Annotated in this window: 18 protein-coding genes and 1 tRNA gene; 7 read left to right on the top strand and 12 right to left on the bottom strand. The window is 57.5% G+C overall.

What is annotated here, in order from left to right; all coding sequences use genetic code 11:
• Positions 1-57: 57 nt before the first annotated feature.
• The 3 genes from FDK21_RS18290 to FDK21_RS18280 all read right to left on the bottom strand — a co-directional run bounded on the left by FDK21_RS18290 (position 58) and on the right by FDK21_RS18280 (position 3,113).
• Complete coding sequence (locus FDK21_RS18290; RefSeq protein WP_138150376.1) at positions 58-1,599, bottom strand: tripartite tricarboxylate transporter permease; 1,542 nt, start codon at positions 1,597-1,599, stop codon at positions 58-60.
• 12 nt (positions 1,600-1,611) lie between these two features.
• Positions 1,612-2,043, bottom strand: a complete 432-nt coding sequence (locus FDK21_RS18285; protein WP_114007885.1) for a tripartite tricarboxylate transporter TctB family protein — start codon at positions 2,041-2,043, stop codon at positions 1,612-1,614.
• Positions 2,044-2,129: 86 nt separating this feature from the next.
• Positions 2,130-3,113: a tripartite tricarboxylate transporter substrate-binding protein gene (locus FDK21_RS18280; RefSeq protein ID WP_114007886.1), complete on the bottom strand. Its 984-nt coding sequence runs from the start codon at positions 3,111-3,113 to the stop codon at positions 2,130-2,132.
• A 719-nt stretch (positions 3,114-3,832) separates the two neighbouring features.
• Here FDK21_RS18280 and citC point away from each other — a divergent pair.
• The 7 genes from citC to FDK21_RS18245 all read left to right on the top strand — a co-directional run bounded on the left by citC (position 3,833) and on the right by FDK21_RS18245 (position 9,955).
• Positions 3,833-4,873, top strand: coding sequence for a [citrate (pro-3S)-lyase] ligase (gene citC, locus FDK21_RS18275; protein ID WP_245418327.1), 1,041 nt, complete (start codon positions 3,833-3,835; stop codon positions 4,871-4,873).
• Positions 4,874-4,923: 50 nt separating this feature from the next.
• Positions 4,924-5,220, top strand: coding sequence for a citrate lyase acyl carrier protein (citD, locus tag FDK21_RS18270; protein WP_114007889.1), 297 nt, complete (start codon positions 4,924-4,926; stop codon positions 5,218-5,220).
• Positions 5,217-6,089: a citrate (pro-3S)-lyase subunit beta gene (gene citE / locus FDK21_RS18265; RefSeq protein ID WP_138150375.1), complete on the top strand. Its 873-nt coding sequence runs from the start codon at positions 5,217-5,219 to the stop codon at positions 6,087-6,089. The genes citD and citE overlap by 4 nt, the downstream gene beginning before the upstream one ends.
• A 1-nt stretch (position 6,090) precedes the next feature.
• Positions 6,091-7,626 (top strand): citrate lyase subunit alpha, encoded by a 1,536-nt coding sequence (gene citF, locus FDK21_RS18260; RefSeq protein WP_114007890.1) that lies wholly within the window; start codon positions 6,091-6,093, stop codon positions 7,624-7,626.
• Complete coding sequence (gene citG, locus FDK21_RS18255) at positions 7,623-8,591, top strand: triphosphoribosyl-dephospho-CoA synthase CitG (RefSeq protein WP_138150374.1); 969 nt, start codon at positions 7,623-7,625, stop codon at positions 8,589-8,591. Before citF ends, citG begins: the two co-directional genes overlap by 4 nt.
• 23 nt (positions 8,592-8,614) lie before the next feature.
• Entirely contained in the window at positions 8,615-9,163 is a 549-nt protein-coding gene (citX, locus tag FDK21_RS18250) for a citrate lyase holo-[acyl-carrier protein] synthase (protein ID WP_171022149.1), read from the top strand.
• A 186-nt stretch (positions 9,164-9,349) separates the two neighbouring features.
• Complete coding sequence (locus tag FDK21_RS18245) at positions 9,350-9,955, top strand: alpha/beta hydrolase (RefSeq protein ID WP_210238839.1); 606 nt, start codon at positions 9,350-9,352, stop codon at positions 9,953-9,955.
• Between the two features lie 240 nt (positions 9,956-10,195).
• Here the strand turns inward: FDK21_RS18245 and FDK21_RS18240 are convergent.
• The 9 genes from FDK21_RS18240 to FDK21_RS18200 form a co-directional block, all read right to left on the bottom strand.
• Positions 10,196-10,272 (bottom strand) — tRNA-Arg (locus FDK21_RS18240).
• A gap of 181 nt (positions 10,273-10,453) precedes the next feature.
• Positions 10,454-11,335, bottom strand: coding sequence for an SDR family oxidoreductase (locus tag FDK21_RS18235; protein WP_138150371.1), 882 nt, complete (start codon positions 11,333-11,335; stop codon positions 10,454-10,456).
• Positions 11,336-11,353: 18 nt separating this feature from the next.
• Positions 11,354-12,514: a tRNA epoxyqueuosine(34) reductase QueG gene (gene queG, locus FDK21_RS18230; protein WP_138150370.1), complete on the bottom strand. Its 1,161-nt coding sequence runs from the start codon at positions 12,512-12,514 to the stop codon at positions 11,354-11,356.
• Between the two features lie 58 nt (positions 12,515-12,572).
• Positions 12,573-13,265 (bottom strand): glutathione S-transferase family protein, encoded by a 693-nt coding sequence (locus FDK21_RS18225; RefSeq protein WP_114007896.1) that lies wholly within the window; start codon positions 13,263-13,265, stop codon positions 12,573-12,575.
• A 379-nt stretch (positions 13,266-13,644) separates the two neighbouring features.
• Positions 13,645-14,469: an undecaprenyl-diphosphate phosphatase gene (locus tag FDK21_RS18220; RefSeq protein WP_138150369.1), complete on the bottom strand. Its 825-nt coding sequence runs from the start codon at positions 14,467-14,469 to the stop codon at positions 13,645-13,647.
• Between the two features lie 178 nt (positions 14,470-14,647).
• Entirely contained in the window at positions 14,648-15,298 is a 651-nt protein-coding gene (locus FDK21_RS18215) for a DsbA family oxidoreductase (protein WP_138150368.1), read from the bottom strand.
• A 171-nt stretch (positions 15,299-15,469) separates the two neighbouring features.
• Entirely contained in the window at positions 15,470-16,312 is an 843-nt protein-coding gene (locus FDK21_RS18210; protein WP_138150367.1) for an RNA methyltransferase, read from the bottom strand.
• Positions 16,309-17,553: a class I SAM-dependent methyltransferase gene (locus FDK21_RS18205; protein WP_138150366.1), complete on the bottom strand. Its 1,245-nt coding sequence runs from the start codon at positions 17,551-17,553 to the stop codon at positions 16,309-16,311. The genes FDK21_RS18210 and FDK21_RS18205 overlap by 4 nt, the downstream gene beginning before the upstream one ends.
• Positions 17,554-17,794: 241 nt before the next feature.
• The gene (locus FDK21_RS18200; RefSeq protein WP_138150365.1) at positions 17,795-19,099 is read right to left on the bottom strand and encodes a malonyl-CoA decarboxylase; all 1,305 of its coding nucleotides are present in this window, start codon (positions 19,097-19,099) and stop codon (positions 17,795-17,797) included.
• Positions 19,100-19,113: the final 14 nt, after the last annotated feature.

Here is a 19,113-nt window from a genome sequence, read left to right as displayed (position 1 = left end):
GGCCCAGAGGGAGCCGATCGCACGTCTAATTCGGGATATCACCCCTGATTTGCTGGTTTAGGGTGCAATCTCTTCTTCTGCTTCTTTGGCAAGCTTCTTCATTTTCTTGGGCAGGATGCGACCGACGAAGATCGGCAGAACGAAGCCGATCACAGCCACAGCCCAGAGGGTGAGCGACAGCGGGCTTTGGAACAGCACCGACCAGTCGCCATCCGAGATGGTGACCGCGCGACGCAAGTTCACTTCCATATTGTTGCCCAGCAGAACGCCCAGAATCACAGGCACCAAGGGCACATCCAGCTTTCTAAGCGCCCAGCCAATAATGCCGAACATAACCATGATCGTCAGGTCGAAGCTCGACCCGGCAATGCCATAAATACCGACAAAGCTGATCATGGCAACCGCAGGCATCAGGATCCGCGGCGGGACCAGCAGGATGCGGATGAAGATCCCGACGAATGGAATATTCAGCAGCAACAGGATGATGTTGGCAATGAACAAAGCCGCAATCAAACCCCAGACCACATCCGGATTGTTGTTGAACAACAATGGGCCGGGTGTGATGTTCAGGGCCAGCAGAACGGCGAGCAGCACGGCCGTGGTGCCGGAACCGGGCACACCAAGCGCCAGCATTGGCACCAAGGCACCACCGGCGGCAGCGTTGTTGCCAGCTTCAGGCGCGGCAACACCACGCGGGTCGCCTTTGCCGAAGGTACCATCCTTGTCACAAATGCGCTTTTCCATCGAATAGGACAGGAAAGAGCCAAGCGATGCACCGGCACCGGGCAGAACCCCGGCAATGAAGCCAACGATCGTCGAGCGGATGGTTGGCATGATGCTGCTTTTCATGGTTTGCTTTGACGGGGTCAGGCGACCCAGTTCGACCTTTTTGCCTTCCACATCAGACGCACCGTGACGATGCTCGATGAAGATAAAGACTTCAGAGAGGGCAAACAGACCGACGATGGCAACCAGGAAGTCGATGCCGTCGTAGAAATGCACCATGCCGAAGGTAAAGCGCGGCACACCGGTCTGGGTGTCAACGCCCACCATGGCGAGGCCAAGCCCGAGCATCGCGGCGAGTGCGGCTTTGCCCTGGTTTTTCGACGACACACCGCCAAGGGTGGCAAAGGCCAGCACGAACAGGGCGAAATATTCCGCAGGCCCGAAGGCCAGAGCGATTTTCACCAGCTGAGGAGCCAGCAGAACCAAACCGATCGTGGCCATGAAGGAGCCGAAGAAAGACGCGAAGCCGGAAAGGGCAAGCGCTTCACCACCCCGTCCCTGCTTGGCCATCGGATGGCCATCGATACAAGTCATCAAGGCCGGTGCATCACCGGGAATGTTGAGCAGGATCGAGGAAATACGACCGCCATACATGGCGCCATAATAAACCGATGTCAGCAGAATCAACGAGGGCGTGGCACCAAGACCAAGGGTAAAGGCCAGCGGAATGAGAATGGCAACGCCGTTCGAGGGACCAAGACCCGGCAGGGCCCCCATGACGGTGCCCAGAAAGCAACCCAGCAGAGCCAGAAGCAAATTCTGCCATGTCATCGCAACCACGAAGCCATCGGCAAGCGAGGAGAAGGTTTCCATCAACAGATCTCCTTAGAAGCCAAGTGGACCCTTGGCCAGCGACAGGCCAAAGATGAGGTGGAAGATGACATAGATGCTTGCAGAAATCGAAATCCCAACGATCACGGACTGGATCGGTGTGGACCCCAGACGCCAGGTCAGGTAGGCCGATGCGACAGCGGTCGAAATGGCAAAGCCAACAACAGGCAGCAGTTCGGCATAGGCAAGCATCACGACGAGCGCGGCGAAGATTTCAGCCAGACGCTTGACATTTGGCCAGTCCGGCTCGGAATCCGGTTTGAGGATAATCGAGAGGCTGGAAATCGCCAAAATCGCTGAAATGATCAGCGGAAAGGCCTTTGGGCCAACCGAGTCGGACAAGAAACTTTCCTGAATCTGCAAGGCAGAATAGGCAAAGAGTACTGCTAGCAGGAGCCCCACGGCTCCAAATATACGATCACTCATGATCCCCTCATATGGGTAGAAAGAGCGGCGGGAGACCACGGCGGGTCACGGGGCACACCCCGGACACCGCCGCAGCAAGGTTGGGATTAGCGGATAATGCCAATGTCCCGGGAGATTTTCTGAATGGTGGCGACAGATTCGCTAACGAATTTCTCGAATTCGGCACCCTGCAGATCCAATGGCGCCAGGCCATTGTTTTTCATGACGGCTTTCCATGCGTCAGACGCATAGAGTTCGTCAATTTTGGCAACCCAAGCTTCATACGCTTCGTCGCTCATGTCTTTTGGAGCATAGAAACCGCGCCAGTTGGCACCAATCGCATCAACGCCCTGTTCCTTGGCGGTTGGGAAGGCAGCATAGTCGCCATCAAGACGCTCTGGGGACAGAACGGCAATCACGCGAATATCGCCGGAATCAACAAAGCCCTTGGCTTCGGAGATGTCACCGGAGAAAGCCTGTACGGAGCCAGCCAGCAGCTGGGTAACCGCTTCACCACCACCAGCAAAGGCGATGTATTTCACTTTGCGAACATCTTCAATGCCAGCCGCATTGGCTGCAATCAGGACCTTGAGATGGTCCCAGCCACCCACGGCGGAGCCGCCGGCGACAGCGATGGAAGCCGGATTGGCTTTCATTTTTTCGAGCAGCTCAGGCAGGGTCTTGATGTCACTTTTTGAAGACACGGCAATCACGCCATAATCAGCGCCGATCGCACCAACCCAGCGAACCTGATCCATGGTGTTGCCTGGATAGGCACCCTGAGCCAGACGGGTTGCCGTTGCAGACGAGGCTGCAATGATAAGATCATTGTCATCACCGCGCTTGTTGACGACTTCAGCGTAAGCCACGCCGCCACCGCCACCGGAGAGGTTGACAACCTGCATGGTCGATTTGATCAGGCCAAGATCCTGAAGCGACTTGCCCACCTGACGGCAAGTGAAATCCCAACCACCACCTGGGTTGGCTGGCGCGATGCATTCCGGGCTTTCAGGTTCGAACGCTTGAACAGAGGCTGGAACAAGGGCCAGACCCGCGACAGCAATCGCTGTGCGAACGATTTTCGAGATCATGTGAATTCCTCCAAATTCGGCCTGCCTTCAATGGCATTGGCCATCTCACAAAGGAATACGTTACGTCGCGAGCCTGTCACCAAGCTGACATGCTGCAAGGTCACCGGTTCCAAGCGGGTCAACGCTTTTGGCGTAAATCTTGGGAATCTTGTCCCAAACTCGGTTAGACTTTGATTTAGTTCGATTTTTCGGAATTTCTTTCGATAGATTTCAGGCGTCAGCAATGATCGAAAAAAATATGTTCCCTGTTGGAATCTTTTGCCTCCCCCCGCTTGCCGCCCGTGCAATCTGTCAGGGCCCCCACCGTCAGAGTGCAACTTGCTTTGGATTTCGCAAAAAGGTGCTGTTTCGCAAACGACCAAAAGCCACGTATAGTGGCTGCTTGATCGACAGCGCCGGGGAACAAAAACGCATAGCTGCCCTGACGTCACTTTTCGGTTCACGGGTCATTTTTGTCAGGAAAATGACAGGTTTTCCGACTAACGTGTCAGATGCAAAAGACAGCCTTGTCGCCTGATATGCGGCCCTGTCTTCCGGCGCTGCGTGAAGCCCATGACGAGCGGCGTATGGCTTTGCCATTCCGCTCCCATTGACAGCTCCAACGAAAGGCCGGTTGATGCGGCAATGCAGCCCAATCGTTTGGCAAGGTCATACCGTGGATCGCGGCATGGGCCAGCCCTCCACCGACCAATATTCTGTCAAGCGAAGGAACGATGCTCGTGAGTGACGGATTGGATTTTTACACGGTGGAGCCAGCCGCCGATCCTGAAGCACGCAGGGAGATTGTGGCCTTCCTCGCCGCCTGCGACCTCGACTTCGAAGAGCAGATCGAAGCCATGGTGCTCTGCCGCGAGAATGACCAGCTCGTCGCCTGCGCTGGCCTTGATAAAGGCATCATCAAGGATGTGGCCATCAGTCCGGCCCTGCGCGGCACATCGCTGAGCCTGCGTCTGGTCAGCGAAATCATCTACCTTGCCCATAGTCGTCAGTACAAGACCCTGTTTGTCTATACCGAGCCGCATAATGCGGATTTCTTCGTTGGGTGCGGTTTTTATCCGCTGGTCGAGGTGCCGGGGCAGACAACCTTGATGGAGAATTCTCCAGTAGGAATGAAATCCTATTGTCAGGAATTGGCTAAAAAACGGGTTGAGGGTGACATCATCGGTTGCGTGGTCGCCAACGCCAATCCCTTTACCCGTGGTCACCTCTATCTGATCGAACAGGCAGCCAAGGCCAGCGACTGGCTGCATTTGTTCATCGTGTCCGAAGATGCTTCCTTGTTCAGCTACGAAGACCGTCTGGCGCTGGCGCGACAGAATGTTGGCCATATCCCGAACCTCACCCTGCATGAGGGCTCGAAATATATGGTCTCGCGCGCCACCTTCCCGGCCTATTTCTTCAAGGACAAGGGCATGGTCGGCAAGTGCCGTACGGCCGTAGATCTGTTGCTGTTCCGCAGATATATCGCACCGGCACTTGGTATTACCCATCGCTTTGTCGGGACCGAGCCTTTCTGTGACACCACCCGCAAATATAATGAAGACATGAAACACTGGCTGCAAGACCCTCTGCGCAAGGCGGAGCCGGTGCATGTCGTTGAAATGGAGCGCACGCGCCTTGATGATATCGCCATTTCGGCGTCCGAAGTGCGGCGTCTGCTCAATCAGAATCATATGGAGCGCATTCAAAGCCTTGTCCCCCCTGCGACCTACGATCTGATCGTCAGCAAATATGTCGCCAAGGTGCAGCAACAAGCCTAACAAGACCGCCGGGATCTCCGACGGCGCCACGAAATCGAGAGGAAAGATATATGAAGATCGTACAGGAGGCGTTGGCGGGAACACTCGAATCGAGCGATCTCTTCGTCAGGGTCTCGCCTATAGACGGCCCGTTGGAAGTGATCGTCCAGAGTGAAGTCGAACATCAGTTCGGCGATCAGATCCGCAAGGTCATCGGCGAGGTGCTGGAAAAACTTGGTGTCACGTCCGGGGCCACCTTGATCGTTGAAGACAAGGGCGCGCTGGATTGCGTCATCCAAGCCCGGGTTGAGGCCGCGATCATGCGGGCCGCTGGAAGCCCGAAGGTTGAATGGGAGGCTTTGTCATGACGTTGCGCCGTTCCATGCTGTTCATTCCCGGCTCCAATGCGGCGATGCTGTCGACCGCCTTTGTGTTCAAGCCGGATTCGGTGATGTTCGACCTTGAGGATGCGGTCTCGCTGCGCGAGAAGGATGCCGGTCGTCTGCTGGTCTATCACACACTGAAATCGGATCTTTATCGCAATATCGAGCGTGTTGTGCGTATCAATCCGCTCTCCACCCCCTTTGGCCATGACGATTTGCAGGCAGCGATCCGTGGCGGGGCCGATGTGATCCGTCTGCCAAAAACGGAAACGGCCGATGACGTGGTTGAGTTGGAAAGGGCAGTTGAGGCCATTGAGAAGGATTGTGGACGCGCGATTGGTTCGACCAAACTGATGGCCGCGATCGAAAGCGCCTCCGGCGTGGTCAACGCGGTTGCCATTGCCTATTCGTCGCCTCGCATGATGGGGATCGCCGTGGCCGGTTTCGACTATGTCACCGACATGCAGACCGAACGCGGGGACGGCACCGAGCTATTCTATGCCCGCTGTGCCGTGTTGCATGCGGCGCGTGCTGCCAAGATCGATGCCTTTGATGTGGTCTTCCCGGATCTCAATGATGAAGAGGGATTCCTCAAGGAAGTCGACGTCATCAAACGGCTTGGCTTTAACGGCAAGTCCCTGATCAATCCGCGCCAGATCGAATTGCTGCACAATGCCTATGCACCGACACAGGAAGATGTGGACTATGCCAACCGCGTCATCGCGGCCGCAGCCAAAGCGGAAGAACAGGGGCTCGGGGTCATTGCGCTGAATGGCAAGATGATCGATGCGCCCATTGTGGACAATGCCAAGCGGGTGCTAAGCCGCGCCGCAGCTTCGGGGGTGAGACGGTAAGATGGACAAGAAACAACTCGAAATCCTGCGGGCTTCCGTTCCGGCCAACAGTGTCTATGCGGGCGCGGTTGAAGAATATGCTGGCTTTGCTGCCAAGATCCCCTATCTGGCGGACCCGGAAGAAAAAGTCGGTCGCAAGGTCGTTGAAAGCATTCAGGAAGCGGTGCGCCGCTCTGGCCTGAAGGATGGCATGACCATTTCCTTCCATCACGCTTTCCGTGAAGGGGACAAGATCCTCAATCTGGTGGTTGGCATTCTGGCCGAGATGGGCTTCAAGGATCTGACCCTTGCGCCCTCTTCGCTGGTCACGGCCCATTTTCCGCTGATCGAGCATATTGAAAATGGCGTCATCCGGAAAATCTATACTTCCGGCATGCGCGGCAAGCTGGCCGATGCTATCTCCCATGGCCTGATGGATGAACCGATCACCATCCACTCCCATGGCGGGCGAGTGGGCCTTATCCAGAAGGGTGAGATCGAGATTGATGTGGCCTTCATCGGTGTGTCGGCCTGCGACCCATATGGCAATGCCAATGGCACGTCTGGCCGGTCCTGGTGCGGCTCGCTCGGCTATGCGATGGTCGATGCCTCCTATGCCAAGAATGTGGTGATGCTGACCGAGGAAATCGTCCCCTATCCCAATGCGCCAGCCAGCATCCGTCAGGATCAGGTTGACTGGATCGTCGAAGTGGAAGAAGTGGGCGATCCGGCCAAGATCAGCGTCGGGGCGGCGCGCGCGACGACCAACCCACGCGAATTGCTGATTGCCCGCTGGTGTGCCGACGTGATGGAGCATGGTGGCTATTTCGAAGATGGTTTCTCGATGCAGACCGGCACTGGTGGTTCCTCCACCGCCACGGCCCGCTTCCTCGAAGCCCGGATGCGGGCCAAGGATATCAAGGCGGCTTGGGCCTTGGGCGGGCAGACCGGCGGCATGGTGGATCTGCATAACAAGGGGCTGATCGGCACCTTGCTCGATACCCAATGCTTCGATTCGGTTGCGGCCCGCTCGCTGGGCACCTCGCCCAGCCATGTGGAAATTTCCGCCCATTTCTATGCCAACCCGTTTGCCAAGGGAGCGACGGTCGACAATCTCGACATGGTGATCCTGTCGGCACTCGAGATCGATCTTGATTTCAACGTCAATGTGCTGACCGGCTCGGACGGGGTGATGCGTGGGGCCTCTGGTGGCCATTGTGACACTGCAGCCGGGGCGAAATTGTCGATTGTGGCCGCGCCTCTGATCCGCTCGCGCATTCCCACCGTGGTAAAGACGGTCACAACGCGGGTGACGCCGGGCGAGACTGTCGGCGTGCTGGTCACCGACCATGGCATCGCGGTCAATCCCAACCGACCTGACGTGGAAGAACGCCTGAAAGCCGCCAATCTGCCAGTCTTTACCATCGAAGAGCTGCATAATCGGGCCATATCGATCACCGGAGAACCTAAGCCGATCGAGTTTCTCGACAAGATTGTCGGCGTGGTTCGCTATCGTGATGGCACCATTCTGGACACTGTTCGACAGGTTGCCTCATGACCAAGGAACGCCTCCCGACCTCCTCCTTGCATCGGTCTGGAGGCGTTTCGCTTCTTCAGCAGTCCATTTCTACTCCGGCTCCTCGGTGTGACGGACCGGAGGCTGCATTTGCTGCACAACTGGGCCAGATTGCCCATCAGGCCTTGCTGGTCGAGGCCAAACTGACCCCGAAGCCGGGTCTGGTCGATGCGGCCAACGATGGCGCACATCGCGACATGTCCCTTGTCACTTTTCATGCGAGCGCGAAGGCTCTTCGCCCCTATCTCAACGCCTTTGTTCTGGCGGGTATCAATGCTGGCAACGAACCGGCTACCGAGGCGCTTGCTCCCTTGCGGGCGCTGGGGCTTGATGCCGAACGGGCCATGCTGGCAGCGACGAGGCATGTCAACACCCACAAGGGTGCGATCTTTGCCTTTGGGCTGCTGCTTGGCGCAGCCGGACGCCTGTGGGCCAAGGGGCAGAGCCTCACCATTGATAGGCTTTGCTCAGAGGCCGGGTGCTTTGTTTCCGGGCTGGTCAGAAGCGAGCTGAAAGAGCGGGTGAAGACTGCCAACAGCGCCGGGGAATATATCTATCACCGCTACGGCCTGACAGGGGCACGGGGGGAAGCCGAAAGTGGCTTTGCCTCGGCTCGACAATGGGCCCTGCCGGCCTACCAGCGGGCAATTGAGGCCGGGTTTGACCCGCAAAGTGCGCTTCTGTCGGCTTTGGTGGCGCTGATGGCAAACAATGACGATACCAATCTGGTGGCACGTGGCGGCATTGAAGGGCTCAATTTTGTCAAGGACGAAGCCCGTCAACTGACACCGCTGGCGCTCTGCGGTCCCGTTGCCTTCAAGGCGCAGCTGCAGGTCATGGATGAACGGCTAACCGCCCGCAACCTCAGCCCCGGCGGGTCTGCAGATTTGTTGGCAGTGACGTGGTTTCTGTCGCAACTAGCATCATCCACGGACAATGGTTACTGACGGGAGGAAAGGGAGGAGCGGCAGTGACAGGGACTAAACGGGACGGGATCGCAATCGACTTGCAGGCCCTGCTTGCCTCACGGGATGCGCGCGCCGCGCGGCGGGCCTCATGCTTTGCCAAACGCCGCCAACCCACCATTACCCTCACTCTTGTCATGCCCGGTCCGGTGAAAGACAGCCCCTTGATCCGCGCCATCGCCGAAGTGGCCCGCCACGAAACCCTTGCCATGCTGGCCCGGCGCGGGTGGGGATATGACATCCATTTCAACACCGATTTGCCAACCGGCCCGGAAAGCCTTTATCAGGTGGACGGCGACGCGGCTCTCCTCAAGCGGGCGCTGGTGGCTCTGGAAGACAATCACCCACTCGGGCGGCTCTGGGATCTTGACGTGCATGATGCGGATGGACAGGCCCTGTCACGCAGCAGCGTCGGTGACCCTCCACGCCGCTGTCTGGTATGCGACGCCGATGCCCGGGCATGCGGTCGATCCCGCACACATGCCCTCGACGAACTCTGGTCCAAGATAGAGACGCTTTATGATCAATGGCTTGGACAAGCTAAGCCGGATTGAGCTTTTCGCGCAATTGTTGCGCGGGAGTTGAAGATTGCCTGCGAAGGGCCTATGGTACCGTCGCACTCCACCCCGCATGCGGGGCACAACCGGAGGCGACTGGGGGACACAGCCTTGGTGGGATCTGTTCAAGGCCTTTTCAGGGGAAGCCATCCTGATCGGGTCTGGTAGTTCATGGAGCAACATGTGGTCAGGCAACTCACACATCCAGATATTCTCGAAGCACTCGATGCCCATGCTGAGGAGTTTGATTTCCTTTTGGTGCCGGGTTTCAAGAATAGCGGGCCTGAGCACTGGCAGAGCTTCTGGGAACGGGATGTGGGGGGCTTCAACCGCATATCCCAGCGCCGATGGGATCAGCGCGACATCGAGTTATGGATCGACGCCATCAGCCGATCACTGTCCGACTGCAATCATCCAGCCATTCTGATCGGCCATTCCCTCGGAGCGCTTGCCTCTGCCTGTGTCATTGCCCAGAAAAACCCCGATGTGGTCGGTGCGATGTTTGTCGCACCCGCCGAACCTCTGCGCTTTGAAGCCGAAGACCGGATTCCGATGGAACGACTGTGTGTGCCAACCTCTCTTGTTGCCAGCCACAACGACAATCTGCTCCGTTTTTCCCGCGCGCGCCACTTCGCAGACACGTGGGGATCCGACTTTGTCGATCTGGGAGAGGCGGGCCATATCAATTCGGAAGCCGGTTTTGGCCGCTGGCCCTATGGCCTGACCATTCTCGTCGAGTTGTGCGACCGCATCAAGCTCGAACAGGAAAGCCTCGTCAGCGCTGTGTGACAACAAACTGCGGCCCAATCGAGCTTTATTCCCCCTTACCCAGAGCCGCCTTCCAGACCGCCCACTGCTTTGTTGTTCCGACCAAGACCGAGCGAAGCCCTTTTCAACCAGCACTGCAACATTGCGCCTTCACCAGCATTGTCACCGTGCTGGTTGAAAAGGTCACAGATTCCAATAACAAGCACGACGCAAAACGCGTGCATCGGAGCATGTGTAAGCATTGAATTTTAAAGGGGAAAATGGCGCGCTGGGGAGGATTCGAACCCCCGACCCCCAGATTCGTAGTCTGGTGCTCTATCCAACTGAGCTACCAGCGCAACCGTCTGCCGTGGAATATTGCCCGGCAAGTGAGGCTGTTGTCTAAAGGACATTGACCGCCATGGCAAGGGCGATTGGTGCTTTTCTTGCACTTTTTTAACAGCGATGAAATTGCCTGTGCACAGGCTGTCAGGGGGCGGGTCCGAGTTCCCCCCTTCAAATGGCAGAAACAGGCCGAATTCAAGCCTTTTTGCCGTGCCAGATATCCACGTTCCACATATGGTTAAAGGCGTCTCGATAGGTGGGATAGAGCATATCGCCTCCGATCAGGGCATGCAGTTTTTTGTTATCGCAGCGCTTGTTCTCACCATAGAAGGATCGGGCCATCGGGGTCATCTCTGCCTCATCGAACGGGATCTGCGTGAGTGGTTCCAGACCCATCAGTTCGGCGCAAAAGGCGATGACCTCTTGCGGTGGGGCGGGTTGGTCATCGCAAACATTGACGATGCCGCTCTGAGCGATCAGAGCTGCCTTGGAGACAGCAAGTGCGATGTCATCGACATGGATGCGGTTGAAGACCTGACCGGGCTTGTCGATGGCGCGACAGGTGCCTGCGGCAAGCTTGATCATCTGGTTGCGGCCCGGACCATAGATGCCTGCCAGCCGATAGATGCCAAGAGGCTTGTCGATCTGTTTGGCAAAGGTCTGCCAGGCCTGTTCCGCAGCGACGCGCTGGACGGAGCGTTTGGAAACGGGATGGCATTCGCTTTCCTCGCTCACCCAGGCTCCATCATGGTTGCCATAGACGCCAACGGTTGAGAGATAGCCCAGCCACTCCAGCTGTTGATTGGCACGAAGATCATCTCCATGGCAGCGCATCACCGGGTCTCCGTCTGCGTCGGGCGCGATGGAAAGCAGGATATGAGTGGCTTCTTTGAGGGCTTCTGAAATGGCTGGACTGGCATTCTCGCCATCGAACTGAAAGGCGCGCAAACCGTCGGCCTCGATCACAGCGCATTTTTCCAGCGAACGAGAGGTCCCGGCAATCCAGTCACATTGGTCTTTCAGGTCCCGTGCGATGGCCTTTGCGCTGAAGCCATATCCGAAAATGAAGAGTTTCATGCCAGTTCCTTATTTGGTTCAAGATTGCAAGGCCTGTTGCCATTCCTGTTGCACATAAGGGTCCGTTTCCTCGACTGCAAGGCGGCCCGCCCATTGTTCGAGTTGTTGTGTGGACAGGAGACGGCCCAAGGCCCAGATGGCCGCCCCACGCACCACCGGATCTGTGTCGATCAAATGGCTTTCAATGGCTGCAACAAGGGACGTCTCCGCGCTGTTGCCTGCCGCAATCAGCACATTGCGCAAGAAGCGGTTGCGGCCGATCCGTTTGATCGGCGAACCGGTGAAATGGGCGCGGAAGGCCGCGTCATCAAGACCGAGAAAGTCGCGCAAGGCTGGGGCTTTCAAATCGTCGCGGGCCTGCAATTTCGCCTCGGCAGCGGTTTGGGCGAATTTGTTCCATGGGCAAGCGGCAAGGCAATCGTCGCAGCCATAGATCCGGTTGCCCATCGCGGGGCGAAATTCATGCGGGATTGGCTCTTTATGTTCGATGGTGAGGTACGAGATGCAGCGTCGCGCGTCGATCTCATACGGGGCCGGGAAGGCACCTGTCGGGCAGGCATCAAGACAGGCGCGACAAGAGCCGCAATGATCCACCTCGGTCTCATCTGCAGGCAGATCGAGGTTGGTGAAGATCGCGCCCAGAAAGATCCATGAGCCGAAGTCCCGGCTGACCAGATTGGTGTGTTTGCCCTGCCAGCCAAGCCCTGCGCGATAGGCAAGAGGCTTTTCCATCACCGGCGCAGTGTCAACAAAGACCTTGATTTCGCCGCCGGGATGGCTGTCGCGCAGGCGGGAGAGCAACTTGGCAGAGAGTTGCTTCAAACGCCCCTTGATGACGTCATGATAATCACGGTGGCGGGCATAGACCGAGATGTTGGCCTTGTCTTTTTGGGCGAGCAGTGGCCGTGGGTCTTCATCGGGGCCATAATTGAAGCCAAGCATGATGATTGAGCGGACATCACCCCACAAAGCCGACGGATGGGCGCGGCGCTCCAGCGTCTCTTGCATCCAGCCCATGGTGGCGTGATAGCCTTGTTTGGTGAAATGGCGCAAGGTGTCGGCGTGATTGGCCGCCTCGTCGGCACGACAGATCCGGATATCGGCAAAGCCGAGTGCCTTGGCTTCCCGGTCAAGGAAGGTCCGCAGTTTGTCATCTGAGGCAGTTCGGTTGGCAGTCATCGGGTAACGCTCGTGACATCTCATGGGCGGCAGAGCGCGCACCTTGCATCAATATGAATCAGAAATCCAGATCCACATAATGGGAGGCCGCCGGGATGCCTTTCAGGCTGTCGGCAAGAATCGGACGGAAGGCGGGGCGGGATTTGATCCGCTGATACCATTCCTTGACCACCGGTTCCTTGTCCCACGGCACCTCCCCCATATAGTCGATGGTCGACAGGAAGGCCCCTGCGGCCAGATCGGCATAGGAGAAATGCTCACCCGCCAGCCAGTTGCGGCGCTCGGCGAGATAAGCGATGTAATTGAGATGGATGCGCAGATTGGCCCGCGCTGCGCGCAGAATGGTCGAATCCGGAGGGCCACCCCCCTCGCCCGGTCGCCGCATGCGTTTGTAGATCTTTTCTTCAATGAAGAATTGGGCGCTTTCCTCAACCGCTTTTTCCAAAAACCAATGGATCAGACGCCGCACTTCAGCGCGCTGGTTGGGATGATCAGGCAACAGGCGGCGATCCCCCAAGGCATAGCCGCGGGTTTCATCGAGATATTCGGCAATCACACTGGCACCACAGACGGGAGGGCCGTCATTTTCGCGCAGCACCGGTACCTTGCCTGCAGGATTGATGCGCAAAAAGGCTTCGTCCCGCTCCCAAGGCAGCATTTCGCTCAGTTCCGCACCAGCTTTGCATTCGGCCAGCACGAGACGGGCAAAGCGGGAAGGAATGGACATTTTCGTGTGATAGAGCAGCAACATGCTGGCGCGACCCCTTTTGACCCCGACGAACACCCATATGGACAGGACAGGTCGGGTTGTGATGTGAGCACCCGTCTATCCAATGGTAAAATGGTTATCAGCGATTTAATAGATTCGCTTTCACACCCTTCCTTACCCGCTTTCCACCCTTCGCTGACAAGGTGGAGTGGGGCCAAAAGCCAAGGGTGTGACAGTGCGTTCATACATCGCTGGTTCGGAATGGAGGCGCGACCATATCGCCCCTTCTTTTGCTTCGCCAGTGATTGCGGGTCGAAACTGCCCGCTTGTCACACTTTTCCACGCACCGGCCCGATGCATGGCCGCCGCCTTGTGGCAAGATCACTCCGGTGGAGCTGCAAACTGGACTAGTCACATCCTGTCAGAGGCTGACATAGCCATAGGCCATGGCAAGTAGGAAGATACCAAGTGCGAATCGATAAAGCACGAAGGGCAGGAAGCTGATCCGCTTGACCAACGCCATCAGGAAGGCAATGGCCGCGAAGGACGCAAGAAAGGACAGACCCGCGCCGAGCCACACATCGGACGACATGGTTGTTCCAGTTTCGATGGCTTCCTTAATGGTCAACAAGCCGGCACCAGCAATGGCTGGCATGCCAAGCAGGAAGGAAAAGCGTGCAGCCTCGGGCCGCGAGAAGCCCAAGAAACGAGCCGCTGTCATGGTGATGCCCGAGCGGCTGGTGCCAGGAATGAGCGCCAGCATCTGCGCCAGACCGATCACCAAAGCAGGCGGCAGGGTCATGTTTTCCATGGCCTTTTCACTGGGTCCGAAACGGTCAGCCAGATACAACAAGGCACCATAGACAATGGCAGCCCAGCCAACCACCTGTAGTTTGAGCAAATCATCAGCCCGCAAAGCGTCCAACGCACCGGTCTTCTTCAAGATCAGACCGAAAATCACCGCCGGGATGGTTGCCAGCACGATGTAAAGGGCCAGTTTGCCATGAGGGGTCAGGCGACCACGTAAGAGATTGAGGCCACCGATGGCAAGGTTCAGCACGTCGCGCCAGAAATAGACGATGATGGCAAAGAGTGAGCCGACATGAAGCATCACATCCATCGCAAGGCCCTGATCGGCCCAGCCGGTGATGTCTGAGGTGATTGCCAGATGGCCGGAGGAGGAAATGGGCAAGAATTCGGTGATGCCCTGAATGATGGCAATCACGATGATTTGCATGAGCGGCATGCTATGGCCTTTCTGGACGAAAAATGCGGCAGGAAACTGGATTGGTCATTATAAAGCAAATGTGGCTGCTTTATTACCAAGCCTGTCAAAAAGAGAAAAGCGGGAAATGCACCCCGCTTTGCACCTTTCTGCACGCCCATCCGGTTGCTCGGCCCTCTTGCCAGTCTTGCCCCCTGGCTCAGGCCAAGGCCCGTTCCGCTTCTGCCGCATTCAAGGCCCGGCGGAATTGGTCAACGCCAGCGGCCCCATTCAACAAATATTTGGAGTTGAGGATGATGGCGGGAACGCCACTGATGCCCTGCTGACGCCAGAATGAGATATGTTCGCCAACATCGGTTGCAAACCGATTCTCGGCCAGAACCGCGCGGGCCTCGTCCGCATCAAGCCCCTGATCACTGGCAATATCAACCAGAATGTCGGTATCGTCGATATTCTTGCCGTCGGTAAAATAGGCCTTGAGCAGGGCGAGCTTCAAGTCATGCGCCTTGCCAAAATCTCGTGCCCAATGGATCAATTGATGGGCTGCAAGGGTGTTGTAGGTGCGCTGTCCTGCGGCAAAATTGAAGGTGAAGCCGACTTCCTTGCCCAGATCGGTTATCCGCTGCTGGGTTTTGGCTGCATCATCCGCCGAGATGCCGTATTTTTCTGCCAGATAGCCCAGACGTTCCTGCCCTTCGGGTCCCATATCCGGGTTCAACTGATAGGGGTGCCAGTGGATGTCCGCTTCCACGCCGGTGCGCTCCAGCGCAACACGCAGCTGGTTATAGCCAACGGCACACCAGGGGCAAACCACGTCTGAAATGATGTCGATGCGAAGCGGGTCTGTCATGGGGCCTGTCCTTGTCTGTCATAGTCTGTCGCATTGCTCGAAAAGTCGGAGCGTTTGGAGACAGACTATAGAAGACCGTTCGGTCCCAAAATAATCAATTGGGCGTGAAGAGCTGCATTCTTTAATGACAAATCTCGCCTGCGATGCCCCGGGTGGGGCAAGCAACAGCTCTTACAGCTCCAGTTTGCTCTCACGCAAGCGGAACAGGGTGATGCCGGTGGAGACGGCAAGATTGAGGCTTTCGGCGCGGCCTGCCATGGGGATTTTCACCAAATGGTCGCAGGTGTCGGCAAAGGCGTCCGGCAAGCCGGATTGTTCATTGCCCATCAAGACCATCACCGGATCCTCAGGTTTGACGTCGCGATAATCGACCGCCCCTTTCAAATGGGTGCCGACGATCGCGCCGGGCCAATTTTGCCGCCACGCAAGGAACTCTTCGCGGGTGGCACGATAGAGCGGTATATGAAAGATCGAGCCCATGGTGGCGCGGACCGCTTCAAGGCTGAAAGGATCGGTGGTCTCACCGATCAGCAGCATGGCGCTGGCCCCAACCGCATCAGATGTGCGGATGGTGGTGCCCAGATTGCCCGGATCCTTGACCCCTTCCATGGCGACCAGCATGTCACCGCCAGCGGCTTCGACATCGCTGGCCAGATCAGAAAGGGTGCCGAAGCGCTGCTGAAAGACGCCGATGACATGCTGGGGATTGTCCCGGTGGGTGATTTTCGACAAAACCTGTTCGGAGACTTCCAGAATAAGCCCGCCCTTGGCATAGACCTTGGCGGCCACTTGCTGGACCAACTCATGGGTCTTGATGTTTTTGGCATAGACCAGCGTTTCGGCGACCCATCCGGCTTCCAACGCAAAGGCAACCAGCTGCAGGCCTTCGGCCATGAAGAGGCCGGTTTCGTTGCGGATCTTGCGGCGCTCCAGCGCCTTGATATCCTTGATATGCTGGTTGGAGACCGCGGTGATTTCCTTGATCAGGCCGTTGCGTTGTGCGCGGCTATTCATGCGCTGATCTCCTGTTGGCTGGCTGCTTCGTCTGCATTGAGCGGACGCCAGCGGGTATAAAGAGAGGTATTAAGGCAGCGGGGGCCATTTTCCTCGGCAATCATCAGTTCGCCGGATTCGACAATCCCGCCCTGCCCGGTCATCACTTCGATCATCAGTTCGTCAAAGGCGGCATAAGAGGCGCGCATCGCATAGGCGGTGAGCGTGTAAAACAGCGCCTCCTTGGACAGGATCTGACGGCAGGCATCGAGCATTTCAGGCAGCATTTCGAACAATTGCCAGACTTCACCCTTCGGCCCACGGCCAAATTTCGGCGGATCGAGCAGGATGCCGTCATAGACATTGCCGCGACGGATTTCGCGCTGGACGAATTTCATCGCGTCATCGACGATCCAGCGGATCGGCTTATCATCAAGGCCAGCGAGAAGCTGGTTTTCCTTGCCATAGGCGACGGCTTTTTTTGACGCATCGACATGGGTGACTTCGGCCCCCGCACGGGCGGCGACCAGCGAGGCAACGCCGGAATAGCCAAACAGATTGAGCACCCGAGGCGGACGCCCCAAAAAAGCACCACGCAATTGCTGGTCCATCCATTGCCAATGAGCGGCCTGCTCGGGGAAGAAGCCCACATGGCGAAAGGCGGTGAAGCGGCCATAGAAGCGGATCTGGTCCCAATGGGTTTCCCATGTCTCGCCCAGTGGCTGAGGATAGCGCCAGCGGCCGGGGCCTTCTTCTTCCAAGTCGCCGGAAAAGATCGCGTCAGCCTTGTCCCAGATGGCTTGATCGAGGCGCGGGCTGCCCATGGCCTGCGGCTCTGGCCGGACGATGGTGTAGGGGCCATAGCGTTCCAGCTTTTGGCCGTGGCCCATATCGAGCAGGGCATAATCATCCCATGGGCCGGTGACCATCAGGGCAAAGGGGGCGCGGCGCGGGGTCGGGCCTTCGGGGCGCTTTGGCAGGATGAATGGCGCGCGCGGCTCTTCGGCTGGCTTGGAGGGTTTGGTGTCTGTGCGGTTCTGCTTGATGATGCGGCCGGGTTTGAAGTCAGGTCTCGGCTGATCAGGCTTGCCACTTCGAGTGGCTTGGCCGTGACGGGAGGGCTGACCTTGACGGGAGGGCTGACCTTGACGGGAAGGCTGGCCGCCACCGCGATTGGCAGCGCCAGCTCGGCTGCCTGCCGTTTTGCCGTCGCCGCGTCTGGCCGATTGCTTTGGAGGTTTGCCACCGCGCTTGTTTGCCATTGCCGTTCCTGTGCCGTCCTGTGCTGATCCTGAGCCGATCAGTCTATGGCGTTCGCTCCGGTCCGGCGATACGGATCGTTTGGGAACGCGCTGAATTGTCTCGTTTGCTAAGGTGCCCTCTATAATCCAGAAGAAAGAGCGGCGCAATGTCAAAGGCAGCGCCAATGGGGCATACGGCAAAAGGCCGCCTCTTGCGAAGGCGGCCTGATACATCCCATCGGTAAGCCAGGCATCGCTCGCCTCAGGCAGGCACACGGACCTTGGCGTTGGCCAAGGATTTGACCTCGGAGGAATGGGCGATTTTGCTCTCCTTGGCATAGGCCTGATGATGCTCTTCGATCTTGGCTTCATTATAAAGATAATTGACCATCACGCCCCAGCTGTTGCTCTTGCCACGCGGCGACAAGTCAGCCTGCGCATGCACCTTGTGCAGGATCGCACCATTGCCAAGGTGGAAATGGGCGACCGGATCATAGGCCGTGCCCCGCTTGCTGCGCGCATTGACCAGATAGCGAGCAGCAAGGCGGGCAATGACCTCTGCAGGCGGCAGTTGGTTCTCTTCCAGCCCCTGCAACACAGTTTGCTCTTCGATTTTCAAGAGGCTGTCCTCCTTGTCCATGGCCTCGGCCACCCAGCGACGCAGACCCGGCACAGGCGACAGGGTGACAAAGGTGGTCAGAGACGGCAACTCGCGCTGCAGTTCGGCCACCACCTGCTTGATCAGGAAGTTGCCAAAGGAAATGCCGCGCAAACCATGCTGGCAGTTGGAGATGGAATAGAAGACCGCGACATTGGCCACATTGGGATCAAGGGTCTCCCGGTCATGCTCCAGGATCGGGGCAATCGCGCCGGGAATTTCCTTGGTCAGGGCGACCTCGACGAAAATCAGCGGATCATCGGGCATGGCCGGATGGAAGAAGGCGAACAGGCGACGGTCTCGCTCGGCCACACGCTGGCGCAGATCATCCCAGCCGTGGATTTGGTGTACCGCTTCATAGGCGATGATTTTTTCCAGAATGGACGCAGGCGTCGACCAGTCGATCTGTTCGATCTCAAGAAAGCCCCGGTTGAACCAGGCGGACAGCAAATGCTGGAAATCCAGATCGAGGCCACGCAAATCGGGATGTTTGCGCAGGAAGCCCAACAGCTCCGAGCGCATACGGACCAGACGCCCCGTGGCACCGGGCACCCTGTTGATGCGGCGGATCAGCTCAAGGCTCTTGGGCTCAGCGGCGAAATAGAGCTCACGGGCTGATGCATTGTCGCTTGGCTGCCATTTCTCGACCGCTTCGGTCAGGGCATCATGATCAACCCCGTAGCGATCAGCCATGGTTTCGAAGAAAGCCAGCTTTTCCTCGTCATTGGCCGTGTCGTAGATATCTAGAATCTTCAGCGCAGTCTTGAGGCCGGATGCTTCACCCTGATCGCTGATCAGCTCGTCGCATAACGGAATCAGATCCGCGGGGCTGCTGGCGCTTTTGGACGACAGGAAAGGGGCACGGGCGACGCGTTTCAAAATGTCGCTTAGAAAATGTTTTTCCGCCATAAAAATACTTACCT

The sequence above is a fragment of the Cohaesibacter sp. CAU 1516 genome (assembly GCF_005771485.1).
GTDB lineage: Bacteria > Pseudomonadota > Alphaproteobacteria > Rhizobiales > Cohaesibacteraceae > Cohaesibacter > Cohaesibacter intestini.
The sequence above is the reverse complement of the archived record's forward strand: the minus strand, read 5'-3'. Positions and strand labels throughout refer to the sequence as shown.

What these genes read in the sequence shown, in the direction of transcription:
- FDK21_RS18290 (WP_138150376.1), bottom strand. Translation starts at nt 1,599, where the DNA reads ATGGAAACCTTCTCCTCGCTTGCCGATGGCTTCGTGGTTGCGATGACA.
- FDK21_RS18285 (WP_114007885.1), bottom strand. Translation starts at nt 2,043, where the DNA reads ATGAGTGATCGTATATTTGGAGCCGTGGGGCTCCTGCTAGCAGTACTC.
- FDK21_RS18280 (WP_114007886.1), bottom strand. Translation starts at nt 3,113, where the DNA reads ATGATCTCGAAAATCGTTCGCACAGCGATTGCTGTCGCGGGTCTGGCC.
- citD (WP_114007889.1), top strand. Translation starts at nt 4,924, where the DNA reads ATGAAGATCGTACAGGAGGCGTTGGCGGGAACACTCGAATCGAGCGAT.
- citE (WP_138150375.1), top strand. Translation starts at nt 5,217, where the DNA reads ATGACGTTGCGCCGTTCCATGCTGTTCATTCCCGGCTCCAATGCGGCG.
- citF (WP_114007890.1), top strand. Translation starts at nt 6,091, where the DNA reads ATGGACAAGAAACAACTCGAAATCCTGCGGGCTTCCGTTCCGGCCAAC.
- citG (WP_138150374.1), top strand. Translation starts at nt 7,623, where the DNA reads ATGACCAAGGAACGCCTCCCGACCTCCTCCTTGCATCGGTCTGGAGGC.
- FDK21_RS18235 (WP_138150371.1), bottom strand. Translation starts at nt 11,335, where the DNA reads ATGAAACTCTTCATTTTCGGATATGGCTTCAGCGCAAAGGCCATCGCA.
- queG (WP_138150370.1), bottom strand. Translation starts at nt 12,514, where the DNA reads ATGACTGCCAACCGAACTGCCTCAGATGACAAACTGCGGACCTTCCTT.
- FDK21_RS18225 (WP_114007896.1), bottom strand. Translation starts at nt 13,265, where the DNA reads ATGTTGCTGCTCTATCACACGAAAATGTCCATTCCTTCCCGCTTTGCC.
- FDK21_RS18220 (WP_138150369.1), bottom strand. Translation starts at nt 14,469, where the DNA reads ATGCCGCTCATGCAAATCATCGTGATTGCCATCATTCAGGGCATCACC.
- FDK21_RS18215 (WP_138150368.1), bottom strand. Translation starts at nt 15,298, where the DNA reads ATGACAGACCCGCTTCGCATCGACATCATTTCAGACGTGGTTTGCCCC.
- FDK21_RS18210 (WP_138150367.1), bottom strand. Translation starts at nt 16,312, where the DNA reads ATGAATAGCCGCGCACAACGCAACGGCCTGATCAAGGAAATCACCGCG.
- FDK21_RS18205 (WP_138150366.1), bottom strand. Translation starts at nt 17,553, where the DNA reads ATGGCAAACAAGCGCGGTGGCAAACCTCCAAAGCAATCGGCCAGACGC.
- FDK21_RS18200 (WP_138150365.1), bottom strand. Translation starts at nt 19,099, where the DNA reads ATGGCGGAAAAACATTTTCTAAGCGACATTTTGAAACGCGTCGCCCGT.